Here is a 16,210-nt window from a genome sequence, read left to right as displayed (position 1 = left end):
TTTGACGATTCGGGTGGTGGTCGCGGATGACCATGTAGTGATCAGGACAGCGTTGGCCCAATATCTGGAGTCCACGCCGGACTTCGAGGTGGTTGGCACAGCGGCGAGTCCGGGTGATCTGATAGCGCTGCTTGATAGCGTGCCTTGTGATGTCGCGGTCATTGATTACTCCATGCCAGACGATCGATACAGCGATGGTCTACTCCTTCTTGGTCTTTTAGATCGACGGTATGACTCGTTGAAGACCGTGTTGCTGACGGGAGTGGAGAACGGGCACACGTTTGAGCGTATCCGAAAGGCGGGTCACGCCAACCTGGTGGCCAAATCCGACCCTCCTGACCATATCGGTTCCGCCATCCGTGAGGCGATGCAGGAAAGATCCTATTTTTCGCCGAAGGTGAGGGCGATGCTTATCGCGCGGGATCTTGAGGGAAATAGTTCGACGAGCCTTGGATGTCTTACCAAGCGCGAGGCCGAAATTGTGCGTCTGTTTGCGGAGGGTTTTTCGTCCTCCCAGATCGCGGAACGTATCGGTCGGAGTCATAAGACGACGAATGCGCAAAAGATATCGGCCATGAAGAAGCTAGGCCTGCGAGGGGATGCCGACCTCTATCGATTTGCCATGGCTCACGGTTTGATCTTGGCGTCGCAAGCCGCCAGGGAAGGCCATCTTGCCGTGCAGGAGGCCGTTATTTCAGTCAGCGACGACCCGGGCACGGATCAAGCTGACGGAGTGAATCTTTCGCGATAAGTGCGCAGCAGTTCGTCTATACCTAGTTGCAAGTCCTGCCAATCCTGGTCGAGGCCATCAAGGCCGCGACTTCCGATGCTTTCTTCCAGGCGCTGGCAAGTGGCGGCGAAGGTGGGTTCGTTGGCCATGGCAAAAACTCCCTTAAGCGTATGCAGTCGCTGTAGCGCGACGCTTTGCTGGCTGGATGCCGCGGCCTGGAGGAGCTGGGCAAAGTCTTCATCGATCGAGCTGACGAAGAGCTCCATCAGTTTCGTGGAGGCCGCATTCTCGTGCTTGAAATCCAGCAGCCTTGGCTCGGGCTCAAGGTGTGAACGGAGCAGGCGATCGAGTTGCTCCAGCGTTATGGGTTTGAGGATCAGCTCGGTGATGCCGACATCCACGCTACGCTTCCAGTCCTTGGCCTGGGCTCCCGCGGTTAGGGCGATGATGGGGATCTCGGCGCCTTCCTTCCTCACTTTCTCGGCTAGCTCGTATCCGTCCATGCCTGGCATATGGATGTCGGTCAGCAGCGCCGCGTAGGCATGCTGTTTCCACATGACGATGGCTTCCGCGCCGCCATTGGCGGTGTCCGCCATACAACCCAGCACCTCCAGCTGTTGGCGAAGCAATTCGCGGCCATAGGCGTTGTCATCCACGACAAGAATCCTTCGGTTGGACAACGGGGCGTACGGTGCGTCTGCCGTGTGCATGGCGGAGGACAACATGCCTTGCTGATGTTTTCCCTCCAGCACCTCCATCAATGCTTCACTGGCGTAATACGAGACGCACCATGCACCGTGCTCCTGCCTAGGAAGCAGCGGACCTTCCCGGGAAACCGAGATCACCTGCGCTCCTTCGGCGATCCACAGCCTGGCGCTGGCATGATCCGTGGCGTGTGGTTCTTCAAAGAAGATAAGCGCCTGTGGGCTATCCCCGCACCAGGGGGATCGATCCTGCGCGGAGAAATAGATCACTTCTGCGCCTTGAGCCGAAAGGAGTGACGAAAATTCGTCACTCCAGCGCGGCTCGGATACAGACAGGGCGATGCGTTTTCCAGCCAGTCGCGACTTTCCGCATGGATGCGATTCGCCAGCTTCAACGAGAGGAATGGTGAAGGTGAAGGTGGCCCCTTCGCCCAGAGTGCTCTTCACCGTCAAATGCCCACCCATCAATATGGTCAGCCGTTTACAGAGGGCCAGGCCCAGACCCGTGCCGCCAAACCGGCCCGATATGCTGGCATTCGCCTGATGAAATGGCTCGAATAGGCTGTTGATCTGATTCATGGCGATGCCTATCCCGGAATCGATCACCTCGAACACTACGCGTGTCGGTGCTTCTGTTACGTCACTGACTATCGCTTGGCTAGTCACTCTCAGCATGACTTCGCCATGTTCAGTGAATTTGAGGGCATTGCTGAGCAGGTTGTTCAGTACCTGTCCGATGCGCACGGCGTCGCCGACGTAATGCGAGTCGATGGTGCGATCGATCCGGTAGAAGAGCTTGATGTCCTTCTGCTTGGCCATGGGCGCATAAAGCAGGGCACACTCCTCGATCAGTGCGCGCAGCGAAAAGTGCGAAGGAAGGAGGTCAAGCTGATCGGCCTCGATTTTTGAGAAGTCAAGAACGTCTCCAATAATTTTCAGCAATATGTCCGCGGAAGCGCGGATGCGGCTGATTTGTTCATGCTGCGCCGTATCGAGCGAGGTGCCTGCAAGAAGTTCAAGATGGCCAAGGATGCCGCTCAGCGGTGTACGTATCTCGTGGCTGATCGTTGCGACGAAGGTGGATTTTGCTTTGTTGGCAGATTCGGCGTGGTATTTCGCCTGCTCCGCGGCCTGCTTGGCCTCACGCAGGGAGGCTTCGAGTTCGGCGGTTGCGGTGACGTCGCGGACAGCGCATAGCAATGCGTGCTTCCCTCGGAAGATCGTAGGTCTGGCGGCGATCAGCAGTGTCCTTGAGGTGTCCCCGTTGATATCGAGTTCCGTTCGGAATTCACAGAACACTCGCGTGCTATAGCAATCGTTGTACTCAGCGCGCAGGTATTGCGCGAGAAGCCGTGCATAGAAGTGCTTGCCATCTTTCTTGGCTTCGGCGGCGAATTCCTTGACGACATCGTTGTGAAGGATAGGTTGCGCGGACTGCCGGTCAATCAGACACAGGCCGATCGGAGACATCTCCACGATGGTGCGGCTCAGTGCCTCACTCTCATAGACCCGCATGGCATCGTGCAGCGCGGGTCTGAAAGCGCGCCGCTCGATACGTCGCAGAAGGATCCAGAGCACGTAGAGGCATAGAAGGGCGGAGAGGGCGATAAAGCCTAGCTTTGCTCCCGTCGCGGCCACGATATCGTGCACATCGAAGGTATGGACGATGGTCCAGTCGACGCCACGCAATGGCATGGCCATGAGAAATGTACCGCCGGATCGTTTGACCACCGGCGTGTCTGACCACGAGGGCTCGGGACGATCCGCTTTCAGCAAACCCAGCGCATCGTGCAGGGTCGCATCGTCGATCATGTGGCGAAGAACCAGCTCTCCGTCCTGACTGACAATCATGAAGGAGCCGCCTTGGAACTCCTTCAGGGCCTGCCCGATCCGCCACAGCGGTTCAAAAGTGACTAGGCGATAGTAGGTTTCTTCTTGATCCATCAGGTTCATGACGCCGACGATGGACGGTTCGCGGGTAAGTGGATTTTCGCCGTAGAACGAGACGATGCGCCCGGTGCGCGCGGACTCAAAGGAGTTCGGACCTGTTGCGTTGGGGTGGAGCCGCTGGGGGGAAAGCATCAGGCGCGAAAACGCCTCTTCCCGGCTGGATGTGCCCAGCGTCGAGAGCAACTGCTGCTCGTTCTTGATCCGGGTGAAAGTGAACAGCGATCCACTTGGCTCGTAACCATAAGTGGTCGTCGATCCCGGTGATTCCGTTTCGGTGACCGTGGCTCCCCCATGCGACGAGGCTTCGTAGATCAATCCGAGATAGGCGCTCAGATCGCTGCGAGGAAGATCCATCGTGGAATGTCCCAGTGCCAGGATGGGAATCGAGGAGGCATTGGCTTTGATCAGCACCTCCTCCCTGGCGGCCTCGAAGACTGGCTTGATTGGGCGTCCGAGATCGGTCAGATACTTATGGCGCTCTCGCCACAACATGTTCAGAACGTTGAGGCTCCGGGAAAGCCCCCGGTCGCGTTGAGCCAGGTAGGTATCGACAGCGATCTTTCCGTCACTGAACGTTTTCTGTTGCTGTGCGAGATAGTCCTGAAGCTGCAGATAGATACTTCCCGCCGCGGTGGCAATGATCAAAACGGAGAGAAGCAGGCCGCCACCGAGAAGAAGACGGCAATGATGTTTTCGTAATGAAGCCAACCGGCTGTGACTGGCCGATCGCAAAGAGTCCATGGATCTGTCGTCCGCAGCCGTGTCGGTCATGTCTAACGTCCTGTTGGATGGCCGCCGGTTCCGTCAACGCCGGCGTTGATCGACGCTATGGTTGCTATGGGCAGGTACTGGCCGCCGATCGGTTCCCGCTTCCGGGGCATCGTTCTATGCCGGACCGTCATGGACAATCGAAGAAATCTTAGAAATCGTGACGATGGCCGGGGGCGAGCGCCGCAGTCGCTCCGCCCATCGCGCATCCGCAGGCAAGTGGTGGCTGCGACGTTCCGGCTTCGCTGCATAGGCCTGCAAAAAAGCCGGCACTCGCGAATGCCGGCTCTTTCTTCGTCGAGGTGATGATGGTGTTACCAGCCAGTGCCGATCGCGTTATCGGCGGCCACTGTCACCGCAGATCGGATAGCGCCGCGCGGCAGCTACCTTCGGGTCCTGTGGCGAAGATGCTGCTAAAGCTTTAGGCGGAGCATCGTCCTGTCATGCGATGGCGGCACTTTCTGACAGACGTCCAATCGTTGGGGTAGCACGCTTGGCTTCCGTTCCTTTAGGGCACTTCGAAAGGCCTCTCCAGTTCGTCATTCCAGCTTTCGCCGGGATGACGAGCTTGATGGCGTCCTATCTCTCAGCGGCTATTTGCATGAGCGCTGCGTGGCGCGGTGTCATCTTGAATCTGGACAAGGAAGTGTTATGCAGCGATTCGCTCAATGGGCCCGCATCTTCTGCGCACTCTTGATACAAATCGGGCTGCTCGCCAGTCCGATCTGTAGAGCTGCCAGCAACGCGGCGCCGGTGATGCTGGCGAATGTCTATCACGCCGGCGTTGACCTCGATGCGTATTGGGTCAGCGAGAAATATGACGGTGTGCGTGGTTACTGGGACGGTGAGAGGCTTTTTGCACGCAGTGGCGCAATCATTCACGCGCCTGCGTGGTTTACCGCGCATTGGCCGAGGACGCCGATGGATGGCGAGCTATGGGCGGGGCGAGGGAAGTTCGATGTCGCATCGGCCACCATTCGCCAGGAGCCCGCGAACGACGCAGCGTGGCGGCGTATTCGCTTTATGGTCTTCGATCTGCCGGGGCACCCCGGGGTATTCGACGAGCGTATTCCAGCGCTCAATCAGCTGGTGGCTCGGTTGGAGGTTCCGTGGGTGCAGGCAGTGCGGCAATACAAGGTTGCCGACGAGGCCGCGCTCAAAGTGGCACTGCGCCGAGTGATTAAAGATGGCGGCGAAGGCTTAGTGCTGCATCGCGGGGAGTCGCTGTACCGCGCGATCCGCAGCGATGATTTGCTGAAATTAAAGCCGTATGAAGACGCCGAGGCTCGCGTTGTTGCGCAGTTACAGGGCAAAGGGAAGTACACCGGGATGATGGGTTCGCTGTTGGTGGAGATGCCTGATGGAACGCAATTTCGTCTTGGCACGGGATTTACGGATGAGCAGCGTCGGCATCCGCCATCGGTCGGCAGCCAGGTGACCTATCGATATCGTGGCATGACGCCGGTCGGCAAACCGCGCTTTGCGAGTTTCTTGCGGGTCCGGGAATAACGGTTAGACGTCGCCATGCAGCGCTTGCAGAGCGGCTAGCGCAGCAAGGCCTGCCGTTTCCGTACGCAGGATGCGCGGGCCCAGACGCAGACCTTGGAAGCCGGCGGCGTTGAGCGATGAAATGTCCCGCTCGCCCAGGCCGCCCTCGGGGCCGACCACCAGGATGCCGCCGGCAGCGTCAAAACGCAGGCTGCGTGCCTGCGTGGTGCCTTCAGGCAACAGGGCCAGTCGTAGCGCGCCGTTGTCATCCAGTGCGCGCAACCAGGATTCCAGCGGCTGCGCGGGTGTCACCTCGGGCGCGCGTGCGCGTCCGCATTGTTCACAGGCGCTGGCAGCCACAGCGCGCCAATGGGCGAGGCGTTTTTCGGCCCGGTTTGCGTCGAGCTTTACCTCGGAGCGTTCGGTGAGCAGCGGCACGATACGGGCGACGCCCAGCTCGGTGGCCTTCTGCACGATCAGGTCCATCTTTTCGCCACGGGCGACGCCTTGGGCGAGAGTGATCGGCAGCGGCGATTCGTTGTCGACTCGCTGGGCCGATTGCACGCGTACATTCACCTCGCGCTTGCCCACGGCGGCGATGGTGGCGAGGTAATCGCTGCCGTCGCCGTTGAACATAGTGAGCTCATCGCCCGCTACCATGCGCAGTACGCGCGCCACGTGTTCGCCGGCCTGGCTGGGCAGGATCAATTCCTGACCGGAGGCGAGGGGCTGGTCGACGTAGATACGGATGGTGCGCATGCGGGTTCAGGCATTCAGGAAAGGCTGGCAGGATAGCCGAGGCAGCGGCGGAAGCTGAATTCCCCTGCGCCGGCCGTTGCAGGGAAGGCCTGAGCGGGCGCAGCATGTTGAGTGCCCGCCCCCACGGCATTCCACGAGGTTCGACGTCATGTTGAAACCAGCCACTATTGCCACCTCCCTGTTGCTGGCGCTGAGTAGCGCTGCAGTCTTCGCACAGAGCACCCAGAACGCCCAGAACGCCCAGAACCCGACCACCGATGCGCGCACGCATCGCATCGAGGGTCTGGAAACCAGTCCTTACAAGGCCGATCCGGCCAAAACCGCCGCGAGCGATGCCGACAGCAAGGCTGCTGCCAAGACGGATACGCGCAACTGCCTTCGCGAGACCGGCAGTTTGATCAAGGCGAAAAAAGGCCATTGCCTGCCGATCGCGGGGCGGGTTTACACCAAGGACGATCTGGATCGCACCGGTGAGCGGGATCTAGCGCCTGCGCTGCAGAAGCTGGATCCGAGTATTACGACGCGCGGGCATTGAGAGGTCTGCGTTATCGCAAGGGCCTGATTAGCGTGGACTCTCAGCTACGCGCGCTTTTCTCCTCCCCCCTGCTCGCAGGGGGAGGTTGGGAGGGGGTGAGCTCTTGCGAAAACCTCTCCTGGAAACGCTTTCTCAAGCACTTACCCCTCCCCAGCCCTCCCCTGCGAGCAGGGGAGGGAGCCAAAATTCGCACAGCTGAGAGTCGACGCTAATCGGGCTCGCAGGGGAGGGTTGGGAAAGTGGGCTCTTGCGATCCCCCTTCCTCAGCTTCAGCTTGAACCAGCCACTGCGCGCTCGATACCTGCAATAGCTACATCCACCAGCAAGTCAATCTCCTGCTCGCTGACCACATAAGGCGGCATGAAGTAAACGACATTGCCCAGCGGCCGCAGCAGCGCGCCATGTTCAAGACCATGCAGATACACACGCAAGCCGCGACGCTCATCCGCGGCATAAGGGCGACGCGTCAGCTTGTCCTGCACCAGTTCCACCGCGGCGATCATGCCGGTCTGTCGTACATCAGCGACGTTCGGATGGTCACGCAGCGGCGCGAGGCGCGAGGCCAGGTGCGCGGCAAGTACGCGGTTGCGTTCCAGCACCGGCTCATCGCGGAAGATCGCCAGCGTGGCGAGCGCAGCGCGGCAGGCGAGGGGGTTGCCGGTGTAGCTATGCGAGTGAAGGAAGGCTTTGCCGGCGCTGTATTCAGCGTAGAAGGCTTCGTACACCGGCGTCGTGGTGAGCACAGCAGACAGCGGCAGGAAGCCGCCGGTGAGGCCCTTCGACAGGCACATGAAGTCAGGTGCAACACCGGCTTGTTCGCAGGCGAACAGCGTGCCGGTACGGCCAAAGCCCACGGCGATTTCGTCGGCGATGAAATGCACCTTGAACTCGTCGCAGAGCGCGCGCAGTCCGGTGAGATACGCCGGGTGATACATGCGCATGCCACCGGCACATTGCACCAGCGGCTCCACGATCACCGCGCAGGTTTCGTGGGCGTGGCGTTCCAGCAGGACGCGTAGCTCGCCGAGCCGGCGCTGCGCGCAGGCTTCGGGGCTTTCGCCGGGTTCGGCTTCGTAGGCGTCGGGCGAGGGTGCGAGAAAAGGTGTGAGCAGCAGTGGCGCATAGGTCTTGCGATACAGCGCTACGTCGCTCACCGAGAGCGCGCCCAGGGTTTCGCCGTGATAGCTGCCGGTGAGTGCGATGAAGCGCGTCTTCTCGCGGTGTCCCTGGTTGAGCCAGTAGTGGAAGCTCATCTTCAGCGCTACTTCGATCGCGGCCGAGCCGTTGTCGGCCAGAAATACGCGGTCCAGACCGGCCGGCGTGATCCGCACCAGTTCTTCGGCCAGTTCGATCGCGGGCTCATGCGTGAAGCCGGCGAAGATCACGTGTTCCAGCGTGTCGAGCTGCTGCTTCAATGCGGCGCCGATGCGCGGATTGGCGTGGCCAAACAAGTTGGTCCACCACGAGCTGATGCCATCCAGATAGCGCTTGCCATCCGCATCGATCAGCCAGGGGCCTTCACCGCGCACGATGGGCAGCATCGGCACCGCGCCGGCGTGGTCGTGCATCTGGGTGCAGGGGTGCCACAGGTGGCGTAGGTCGCGCGCGGCGAGGGCGCGGTTGCGGCTTTCGTTCGGATTCATCCGGTTATGATCGTTGTTCGGCGTAGGGGCGCCAAGCCCGCCGTCAGCGCTCGTCATTCCGGCGCAGGCCGGAATCCAGTCAGGTAGCCCGTGCGAAGCACTCATATGCGGTTTTGTGTGCTGCGCACGCATGTTTCACTGGATTCCGGCCTGCGCCGGAATGACGAGCGCTGGAGACATCCGTTAATTGGGAGATTCGTTTGAACCGGTCACGCACCGTATTGGCCCTGTTTGTGCTGTTGCTGCTCGCGGCGGCACTGGTCGCTTTTCTGCCGGCCAGCTGGGTGCGGCCGCAACTGGAGGCGCGCCTGCATGGCGCGCGCCTGGAGGGGCTGAGCGGCACCGTTTGGGAAGGGCATGCGGACAAGGTGCTCGCGGTGGATGGCAGTGACCTGGGCCGGCTCGACTGGCAGCTTTCCCGTCGTGCGCTGATGGGCGACACGCAGCTGGGCGTCGATCTGCATGGCCACTGGGGGCATTTCCGCGGCCAGATGCACAAGCTCGATGCGCAGCGGGAGGAATGGAGCGGGCTGCATATCGAAAGCGATCTGGTGGCATTGTCGGAGCGTTTCCTGCCGGTCGGCAGCCGTTTGCGCGGCTTGTTGGAAATCGACGCGGCGCGGCTGGTGCTGCAGGGTCGCTGGCCGCTAGACCTTGACGCCAGGGCACATTGGGACGAAGCCAGCCTACTGGGTCAGGACCATATTCTCGGCTTCGGCAACCTGCAGCTGCAGGCGCAAGGCGCGGGTGGGGTGGTTCAGGCCACGCTGCAGGATGACGGCAACGGGCCGCTGCAGCTGGCTGGCCAGTTCGACCTGAGTCCGCTTGGCTGGCGCTACGACATCAAGGCCAAACCGCGCCAGCCCGATCCAGCGTTGAGCCAATGGCTTGCCGGTTTCGGCCAGCTGGGGGCGGATGGCACCATGCATATTCAACGCAGCGGCGGTATCGCGGCTGCTTCCAAGGGGAAGAAATGAACTCGTTGAATCTGTCCACGGCCCTGCATGCGGCGCGCGAGGCGGCGGAAGCCGCCGGTGAAGTGATCCGCCATTACTGGCGCCGCGGCGTGGCAGTCGAGCTGAAAAGCGATGCCACACCGGTCACCGTCGCCGACCGTGAGGCTGAGCTGGCGATCCGCAAGGTATTGCACGAGGCGTTGCCCGAGGCGGCCATCTATGGCGAGGAGTTCGGCCACGACGGCGGCACGCAGGAGCTGCTGTGGCTGGTCGATCCGCTCGATGGCACCAAGAGCTTCGTGCGCCGCACGCCGTTCTTCTCCACCCAGATCGCGCTGATGCAGCGGGGCGAGCTGGTGCTGGGCGTATCGAGCGCGCCGATCTATGGTGAAACAATGTGGGCGAGCGTGGGCGGCGGTACCTGGTACGAAGGTGAGCGTGTCCGCGTAGCAGCGACCGAGGCGATGGCGCAGGCGTCGATCTCCACCGGCAATATCAAATCGTTGACCCGCGACGCGCGCTGGGACGAACTGGGTGCCCTGATCCGCGATAGCAATCGCATCCGTGGCTATGGCGACTTCTGCCATTACCACCTGCTGGCGCGGGGCGGGCTGGATCTGGTGATCGAGTCGGACGTCAATATTCTCGACGTGGCGGCACTGGCGGTGATCGTGCGTGAGGCCGGTGGTGTCTTTACCGATCTGGACGGACAGGCGCTGACGCTGGATTCCACCAGTGTGCTGGCCGGCACCCCCGCCATACATGCCCAGGCCTTGACCCGCTTGCGCGCTAGAATGCCGTGATGCGCAAGCCACCGATCATCCATGCCACCCGTGATGTGCACGACAGCCATTTCCTGCATGTCGAGCAGATCGATCTGGAGTTCTCCAACGGCGAACGCCGCACCTACGAGCGCCTGAAGGGCGGCGGCCTGGGCGCAGTGATCATCGTGCCGATGCTGGACGCCGAAACCGTGCTGCTGGTGCGCGAATACGGGGCCGGTGTGGGGCGCTACGAACTCAGTCTGCCCAAGGGGCGGCTGGATCAGGACGAGACCGCCGAGCAAGGCGCCGACCGTGAGTTGAAGGAAGAGATAGGCTACGGCGCGCGCCAGCTGAAGATCCTGCACAACCTGTCGCTGTCGCCCTCGTACATGACGCATATGGCGCATGTGGTGCTGGCACAGGATCTGTATCCCGAGCGGCTCGAAGGCGATGAGCCGGAAGAGCTGGACGTGGTGCCGTGGAAGCTGGTCGATCTGCATGAACTGATCGCTCGCGACGACGTGACCGAAGGACGCTCCATCGCCGCGCTGTTCATGGCCCGCGAGTATCTCGCCGGCCGGTTTAAACCAGCATGAGTAAGCCGGCATGAAACCGCCTGTTTCTCCGTTGTTGTTGCAGATTGGCGACATCGCGCGAGCCGCTGCCGCTGCCATCCTCGAGGTCTATAGCCAGGACTTCGAAGTGCAGCACAAGTCCGACCGCTCACCGGTCACCGCCGCTGATCTCGCTGCGCAGCGCGTGATTGCCGCCGGGCTGGCGCAGCTCGACGAGGTGCTGCCGGTACTTTCTGAAGAAGCACGCATCGCGTCATGGACGCAACGGCAGACATGGACGCGCTACTGGCTGGTCGACCCACTCGACGGCACGCGCGAATTCGTGAAGCGCAACGGTGAGTTCACCGTCAACATCGCCTTGATCGATCAGCACGCGCCGGTGCTCGGTGTGGTGCTGGCGCCGGTGACCGGCGACCTGTACGCCGCCGAGCGCGGCGGCCATGCATGGCGACAGGCCGATGCCTCAGCTCCGTGGGAGCGCATCACCACGCGATCGCTGACCAGTCCGCCGGTGGTTGCGGGCAGCCGCTCGCATGGCAGCCATGGCGCTGTCTTGCTGCAAGAGCTGCTGGGCGATGACTACCTCGAATCGCCGATGGGTTCTTCGCTCAAATTCTGCCTGTTGGCACGCGGCGATGCGGACGTCTATTTGCGGCGCGGCGCTACCAGCGAATGGGATACCGCCGCCGCCCAATGTGTGCTCGAAGCCGCTGGCGGCGCCGTGCTGGACCTTGCTGGGCGCCCATTGCGCTACAACCGCGGCGATTCGCTGATCAATCCCGAATTCCTCGCCGTGGGCGACACGGCCATAGACTGGGCGGCGCGCTTGCTTGCGGCCGACATGGAAGACAATGACTGACACCACCAAGCACAGCCTCGACGATCTGCTCGCCATCATGGCGCGCCTGCGCGATCCGCAGCGAGGCTGCCCTTGGGATGTGCAGCAGGATTTCGCCACCATCGCGCCCTACACCATCGAAGAAGCGTACGAGGTGGCCGACGCGATCGATCGCAAGGATTGGCACGATTTGCGCGACGAGCTGGGCGACCTGTTATTGCAGGTAGTGTTCCACGCGCAGATGGCCAAAGAGGCCGGCTTGTTCGACTTTGCCGATGTCGCCCATGCCATCAGCGACAAAATGATCCGCCGCCATCCGCACGTGTTCGGCGATGTCAGCTACGACAACGTCGAGGCGCAGAAGGAAGCCTGGGAAGCGATCAAGGCGGAAGAGCGCGCAGCCAAGGGCGAGCAGCACGACGACAGCGCGCTGGCCGGTGTTTCGCGCGGCCTTCCGGAATGGAAGCGCGCACTGAAGTTGCAACAGCGTGCGGCCACAGTGGGCTTTGATTGGCCCGATGCGCACCCGGTGTTGGACAAGTTGGTTGAGGAAGTGGAAGAAGTTCGCGCCGAGTTTGCGGCCGGTGCCGACAAGGCACGCCTGCAGGACGAGATCGGCGATGTGCTGTTTGTGGTGGTGAACCTGGCGCGACATGCCGATGTGGACTTCTCGCAGGCCTTGCGCCATGCGAATGCGAAGTTCGAGCGGCGCTTCCGTCAGATGGAAGCGATGGCTGCCGATGAAGGGAAGCCTTTGGTCGAGCGCAGCCTGGATGATCAGGAAGCGCTATGGCAGCAGGCCAAGCGCAGCGAGAAAGTCGCCGGCTGACCGTTTCGCCGCTCCTACCGTTCCACCCAAGACAAAGAAGGCGCGAGGTCTGGGGTCCTCGCGCCTTAAGTTCCATCCGACTGTGCGGGCACACAGCGATGTCTGTGTTTCCTTTCTCGTTATTTGAACTGGGGCATGGCTTATTGCGCCGGAGGCTGCGGTGTCTTGTCGGCGCGGTGCTGTTCCCACGCGGCGCGCATCTTGTCCATGTCTTCGCGGCGCTTGGCTTCGTTGGCCAGGTTTTCATCCAGGCTCTTGCGTAGCGTGGCGATGGCCTGATCCGCATTGGCCGGCACCATCTGCGTGCGGGCCAGCTGGTGGTAGACGTAGGTGCGTACACGCGGGTCCTGCGATTTGGCGAGCACGGCGTTATAGAGCGCGGGCAATTCCTTGATGCGGCCCTGGGTCATGTAGAGACGTTCCAGGGCATGCAGATCTGAGATCACCGGTGATTCGGGACCGAAACCGCGATCACCGAAGCCGGGGCCGCCGTTGTCCGGACCACGCTCGTGGCGCTCGATGCGCAACATCCTGGCGGGCTTGGCACCGGCCGGCGGCGCTGGCTTGGCGGCGGCTTGCGGGGTGGCGGGCGTCGCTGGCGCGGCATCCTGCGCGGTCACGAGGGCGGAGGTGCCGACCAGCAGCAAGGCCAGGGTGGAAGCGAGCAGGGTCTTGCGCGACATCGTGCAACTCCATGATGGACGTTCCAGGTTTGAACGCCCCTGCCGAATGGCGGTTGACCCGGCTGGCGCGGCTTGCAACCTTTTCGGCACGGCCAGCATCTCAGGCTTGACCGTTCATCCAGGAGTGCTTCCATGCGTCATCTATTGCTCGCCACCTTGCTGTTGGCCCCGCTCGTCGTGCAGGCCCGCGACGATTGCAAATTCCAGGCACCGCGCAACCTTCAGCTCGATCTGGCCGGAGTGAAGTCGCTGCAGGTCGACCTGCACAGCCACGACCTGCATCTCAACGGCGATGCCGCTGCGCGGACGGGTGAACTGACGGGTCGCGCCTGCGCCTCCGATCAACAGCTGCTGGACAACCTGGTGGTCACCCAGCGTCGCGAGGGCGACGTACTGATCGTGGAGGCCGGTGGCAAGAACCGCGTCATGTTCAACCTGATGGGGCGCTCGTATGCCGATCTCGAACTCAACCTCAAGGTGCCCGCTTCGTTGCCGGTAACGCTCAATGTCGGCTCCGGCGAGGCGTGGGTTGCCAGCCTGCAGCGGCTGGATGCACATGTCGGTTCCGGTGAGCTGCATGTCAACAAGATCACAGGGCCGCTCTCGGCGAGCGTAGGTTCCGGCGATGTCGAGGCCAGCGATATCGGCAGTCTCGATCTGGGTGCGGTCGGTTCCGGCGATTTCAAAGTCGATGGCATTAAGGGCAATGCGCGCGTCGGCAGCATCGGCTCGGGCGACGTCACGCTATCGCGCGTCAGCGGCAGCGTGCGCGCCGATACGCTGGGCTCGGGTGATCTCACTGTGCGCGAGGTCGACGGCGACCTCAGCCTGGGTGCCAAGGGCAGTGGTGATGTGAACCACTCGGGCATACGCGGCAAGGTGAACGTTCCGCGCGACAACGATTGATCGCGTCGCTCTATCCCAGCCAGCGCCACATGAGATAGACCAGCGGCGCGCACACCAGCAGGAAGGGGATCGAGACCAGGTGAAACAGCCGCAGACCCTGCGGCTGTTTTGCCAAGCGCAGGGCGATCAGGTTCGCCAGTGAGCCGATCGCCAAGCCGAAGCCACCCACGTTGACCGCCACCGCCAGGGCGATGGCATCCGGCGTGCGTTCCATCAACAGCACGGTGGCCGGTACGTTGCTGATCAGCTGTGAGGCAAGGATGCCGCTCGCGTAAAGGCGCAGTGGTTGATTGAAATCGATCGACGCCAGCCCCTGTTTCACCAGCGGCAGCTCGGCGAAGTGGCCCAGGCCCAGGAAGATCGCCGCGAAGGTGGCGAGCAGCAACCAGTCCACGCGTGCCAGCAGGCGCCAGTCGAGCAGGGCGAACGGCAGCAGCAATAAGGCAGCGCCCAGCACCGCATGGCCGTGCTCCATCATCAGCACCATCATCAGCAGGGCGACGATGGAAAGCGCTGCTTGCGACACGGAGACGGCATGCCCGTCGATCTGCTCCGCGTGCAGCGTGACACGCCCCTTAGGCAGCCAGAACCACGCCAGCAATGCGACCAGTGCGAACATGGTGGCCGCCACCGGTAACATGGCCATGACGAACTGCACGAACGGCAATCGCAGGTATTGCCACAGCAACAGGTTCTGCGGATTGCCAATGGGGCTCAGGGTGGAACCCGCGTTCACCGCCAGCGCTTCCAGAATCACCATGCGCAGCACCGGCAGATTGGAGATGGCGCCGATAGCCAGCGTGAGCGGCACGATCAGGAACAGGCTGACATCGTTGGTCAGCACCATCGACAGCAAGGCGGTGATGGTCACCAGCAGCAGACCGATCACACGCTGCGAATGCGCGCGCGCCACCAGGGCGCCGGCCAGATGCTGCACCAGTCCACTGTCGCGAATGCCCTGGATGGCGATCAGCAGGCCGAGCAAGCCGGCCAGCGTCGGCAGTTGCAACCAGCGCTGATGGTCGGCGAGCGGATGCGGATCGATCAACGCAAGCAACAGCGCCAGCAGGGCGAAGGCGAGCAGCAGCCATTCGTCCTTGAGGCGCTGCCGCCAGTGGATCGGTTTGCTCACCACTCGGTGAGGCCTTCGAGTTCGTACAGCTTCTTCCAGCTTGGGCGCGCACGGACCAGGTCGGCCAGGTTCTTCAGCGCCGGCCATTCGGTGACCGGGCGCGGCATGTTGCGCGACCAGCGCATCAGCATGGTCAGCAGCAGATCCGCGCCGGAGAACTGGGCACCCAGTAGATAAGGACCGTTGGCGGCGAGATGGGTGTCGAGGTGATCCCACACGCTTTCGATCTTGCGTTGCAGGGCCGCGCGTATGGCCGGCGGATGTTCTTCGCTGCCGAGTTCGGCGGGGTAGAACCACAGCCGGTAGGCGGACATCAGCGTGTTGCTCAGATACCCCACCCACTGCTGCCACAGCTCGCGCTCGGGCGTGCCCGTAGGAGGAATCAAGCCGGCTTCCGGGTGGCGTTCGGCCAGCATCGTCAGCAAGGCGGCGGACTCGATGCGCGGTCGGCCGTCGATCACCAGGGTTGGCACCAGGCCGTTGGGGTTGAGCTTGAGGTAGATGGGGTCGCGCTGGGCCTGCTTGTCGAAGTCCACCAACGCGAGCTGATACGGCGCGCCGATTTCTAGCAGTGCGAGGTGGACGACCATGCTGGCGGTGCCGGGGGAGTAGTAGAGGGTGTACATGGGCGTCTGCGCGGTGTCTGGGTGGTTGGTGATCTTAGTGCGTGGCGCGCTTGTACTGCCTCTCCCTTTGGGTAGAGGGTTCGGTTCTTGCGCCACTCCTTCCTACTTCGTCATCCCTGCGTAGGCAGGGATCCAGTGGCGTTGTCGCTCGGTTTTAGCGTCTGCGTGCGCTGGCTCGCCTGCCGCGGGCTTCCGAACCGCTGCCGCGGTCCGGGTCACTTTCTCTTTGCTGGCCCAAAGAGAAAGTAACCAAAGAGAAATGGCCTGAAGAGCGGGCGGTGTGCTCTGTAGCTGCGCCTTTTCCAGGGTCAGGCGTCTGGACGG

15 protein-coding genes are annotated in these 16,210 nt (G+C 62.1%); 9 read left to right on the top strand and 6 right to left on the bottom strand.

The features are described 5' to 3' along the window. Position 1 precedes the first annotated feature (1 nt). Positions 2-751: a response regulator transcription factor gene (locus BM338_RS10565; protein WP_177229297.1), complete on the top strand. Its 750-nt coding sequence runs from the start codon at positions 2-4 to the stop codon at positions 749-751. Here the strand turns inward: BM338_RS10565 and BM338_RS10560 are convergent. Continuing rightward, positions 721-4,155, bottom strand: coding sequence for a hybrid sensor histidine kinase/response regulator (locus BM338_RS10560; protein ID WP_090450830.1), 3,435 nt, complete (start codon positions 4,153-4,155; stop codon positions 721-723). The two genes, BM338_RS10565 and BM338_RS10560, sit on opposite strands and share 31 nt — an antisense overlap. Before the next feature lie 648 nt (positions 4,156-4,803). On the opposite strand from BM338_RS10560, the gene BM338_RS10555 reads away from it, so the two are divergent. Next, positions 4,804-5,661: a DNA ligase gene (locus tag BM338_RS10555; RefSeq protein ID WP_090450829.1), complete on the top strand. Its 858-nt coding sequence runs from the start codon at positions 4,804-4,806 to the stop codon at positions 5,659-5,661. Positions 5,662-5,664: 3 nt separating this feature from the next. On the opposite strand, the gene BM338_RS10550 is transcribed toward BM338_RS10555, so the two are convergent. After that, positions 5,665-6,399 carry a 16S rRNA (uracil(1498)-N(3))-methyltransferase gene (locus BM338_RS10550; RefSeq protein ID WP_090450828.1) on the bottom strand — a complete coding sequence of 245 codons (735 nt, stop codon included), beginning with the start codon at positions 6,397-6,399 and terminating at the stop codon, positions 5,665-5,667. A 148-nt stretch (positions 6,400-6,547) separates the two neighbouring features. Here BM338_RS10550 and BM338_RS10545 point away from each other — a divergent pair, with 148 nt between their 5' ends. Then, positions 6,548-6,934 carry a hypothetical protein gene (locus tag BM338_RS10545; RefSeq protein ID WP_090450827.1) on the top strand — a complete coding sequence of 129 codons (387 nt, stop codon included), beginning with the start codon at positions 6,548-6,550 and terminating at the stop codon, positions 6,932-6,934. A 269-nt stretch (positions 6,935-7,203) separates the two neighbouring features. On the opposite strand, the gene BM338_RS10540 is transcribed toward BM338_RS10545, so the two are convergent. Beyond that, positions 7,204-8,577, bottom strand: coding sequence for an adenosylmethionine--8-amino-7-oxononanoate transaminase (locus tag BM338_RS10540; RefSeq protein WP_090450826.1), 1,374 nt, complete (start codon positions 8,575-8,577; stop codon positions 7,204-7,206). Between the two features lie 200 nt (positions 8,578-8,777). On the opposite strand from BM338_RS10540, the gene gspN reads away from it, so the two are divergent. From gspN to mazG, 5 genes are read left to right on the top strand one after another with little or no spacing between them, the layout of a single operon-like run. After that, complete coding sequence (gene gspN, locus BM338_RS10535) at positions 8,778-9,554, top strand: type II secretion system protein N (RefSeq protein WP_177229296.1); 777 nt, start codon at positions 8,778-8,780, stop codon at positions 9,552-9,554. Further along, a complete protein-coding gene (locus BM338_RS10530) occupies positions 9,551-10,336 on the top strand; it encodes an inositol monophosphatase family protein (RefSeq protein WP_090450824.1) in 786 nt (261 codons plus the stop codon). The genes gspN and BM338_RS10530 overlap by 4 nt, the downstream gene beginning before the upstream one ends. Further along, the gene (nudE, locus tag BM338_RS10525) at positions 10,336-10,893 is read left to right on the top strand and encodes an ADP compounds hydrolase NudE (protein WP_090450823.1); all 558 of its coding nucleotides are present in this window, start codon (positions 10,336-10,338) and stop codon (positions 10,891-10,893) included. Before BM338_RS10530 ends, nudE begins: the two co-directional genes overlap by 1 nt. 10 nt (positions 10,894-10,903) lie before the next feature. Next, a complete protein-coding gene (cysQ, locus tag BM338_RS10520; RefSeq protein ID WP_090450822.1) occupies positions 10,904-11,731 on the top strand; it encodes a 3'(2'),5'-bisphosphate nucleotidase CysQ in 828 nt (275 codons plus the stop codon). Next, entirely contained in the window at positions 11,724-12,539 is an 816-nt protein-coding gene (gene mazG, locus BM338_RS10515; RefSeq protein WP_090450821.1) for a nucleoside triphosphate pyrophosphohydrolase, read from the top strand. The genes cysQ and mazG overlap by 8 nt, the downstream gene beginning before the upstream one ends. A 140-nt stretch (positions 12,540-12,679) precedes the next feature. Here the strand turns inward: mazG and BM338_RS10510 are convergent, their stop codons facing one another. Continuing rightward, positions 12,680-13,222 (bottom strand): hypothetical protein, encoded by a 543-nt coding sequence (locus BM338_RS10510; RefSeq protein ID WP_090450820.1) that lies wholly within the window; start codon positions 13,220-13,222, stop codon positions 12,680-12,682. Between the two features lie 132 nt (positions 13,223-13,354). Here BM338_RS10510 and BM338_RS10505 point away from each other — a divergent pair, with 132 nt between their 5' ends. Next, positions 13,355-14,128: a DUF4097 family beta strand repeat-containing protein gene (locus BM338_RS10505; RefSeq protein WP_090450819.1), complete on the top strand. Its 774-nt coding sequence runs from the start codon at positions 13,355-13,357 to the stop codon at positions 14,126-14,128. 10 nt (positions 14,129-14,138) lie between these two features. Here BM338_RS10505 and BM338_RS10500 read toward each other — a convergent pair whose 3' ends face one another. Both BM338_RS10500 and BM338_RS10495 read right to left on the bottom strand, forming a co-directional pair. Beyond that, the gene (locus tag BM338_RS10500) at positions 14,139-15,260 is read right to left on the bottom strand and encodes an SLC13 family permease (RefSeq protein WP_255367263.1); all 1,122 of its coding nucleotides are present in this window, start codon (positions 15,258-15,260) and stop codon (positions 14,139-14,141) included. Then, positions 15,257-15,886: a glutathione S-transferase family protein gene (locus BM338_RS10495; RefSeq protein WP_090450817.1), complete on the bottom strand. Its 630-nt coding sequence runs from the start codon at positions 15,884-15,886 to the stop codon at positions 15,257-15,259. Before BM338_RS10495 ends, BM338_RS10500 begins: the two co-directional genes overlap by 4 nt. Positions 15,887-16,210 lie beyond the last annotated feature (324 nt).

Origin of the sequence: Dyella sp. OK004, assembly GCF_900114495.1 — a bacterium.
Taxonomy (GTDB): domain Bacteria; phylum Pseudomonadota; class Gammaproteobacteria; order Xanthomonadales; family Rhodanobacteraceae; genus Dyella_D.
This window is presented reverse-complemented; position numbering and strand designations above follow the sequence as displayed.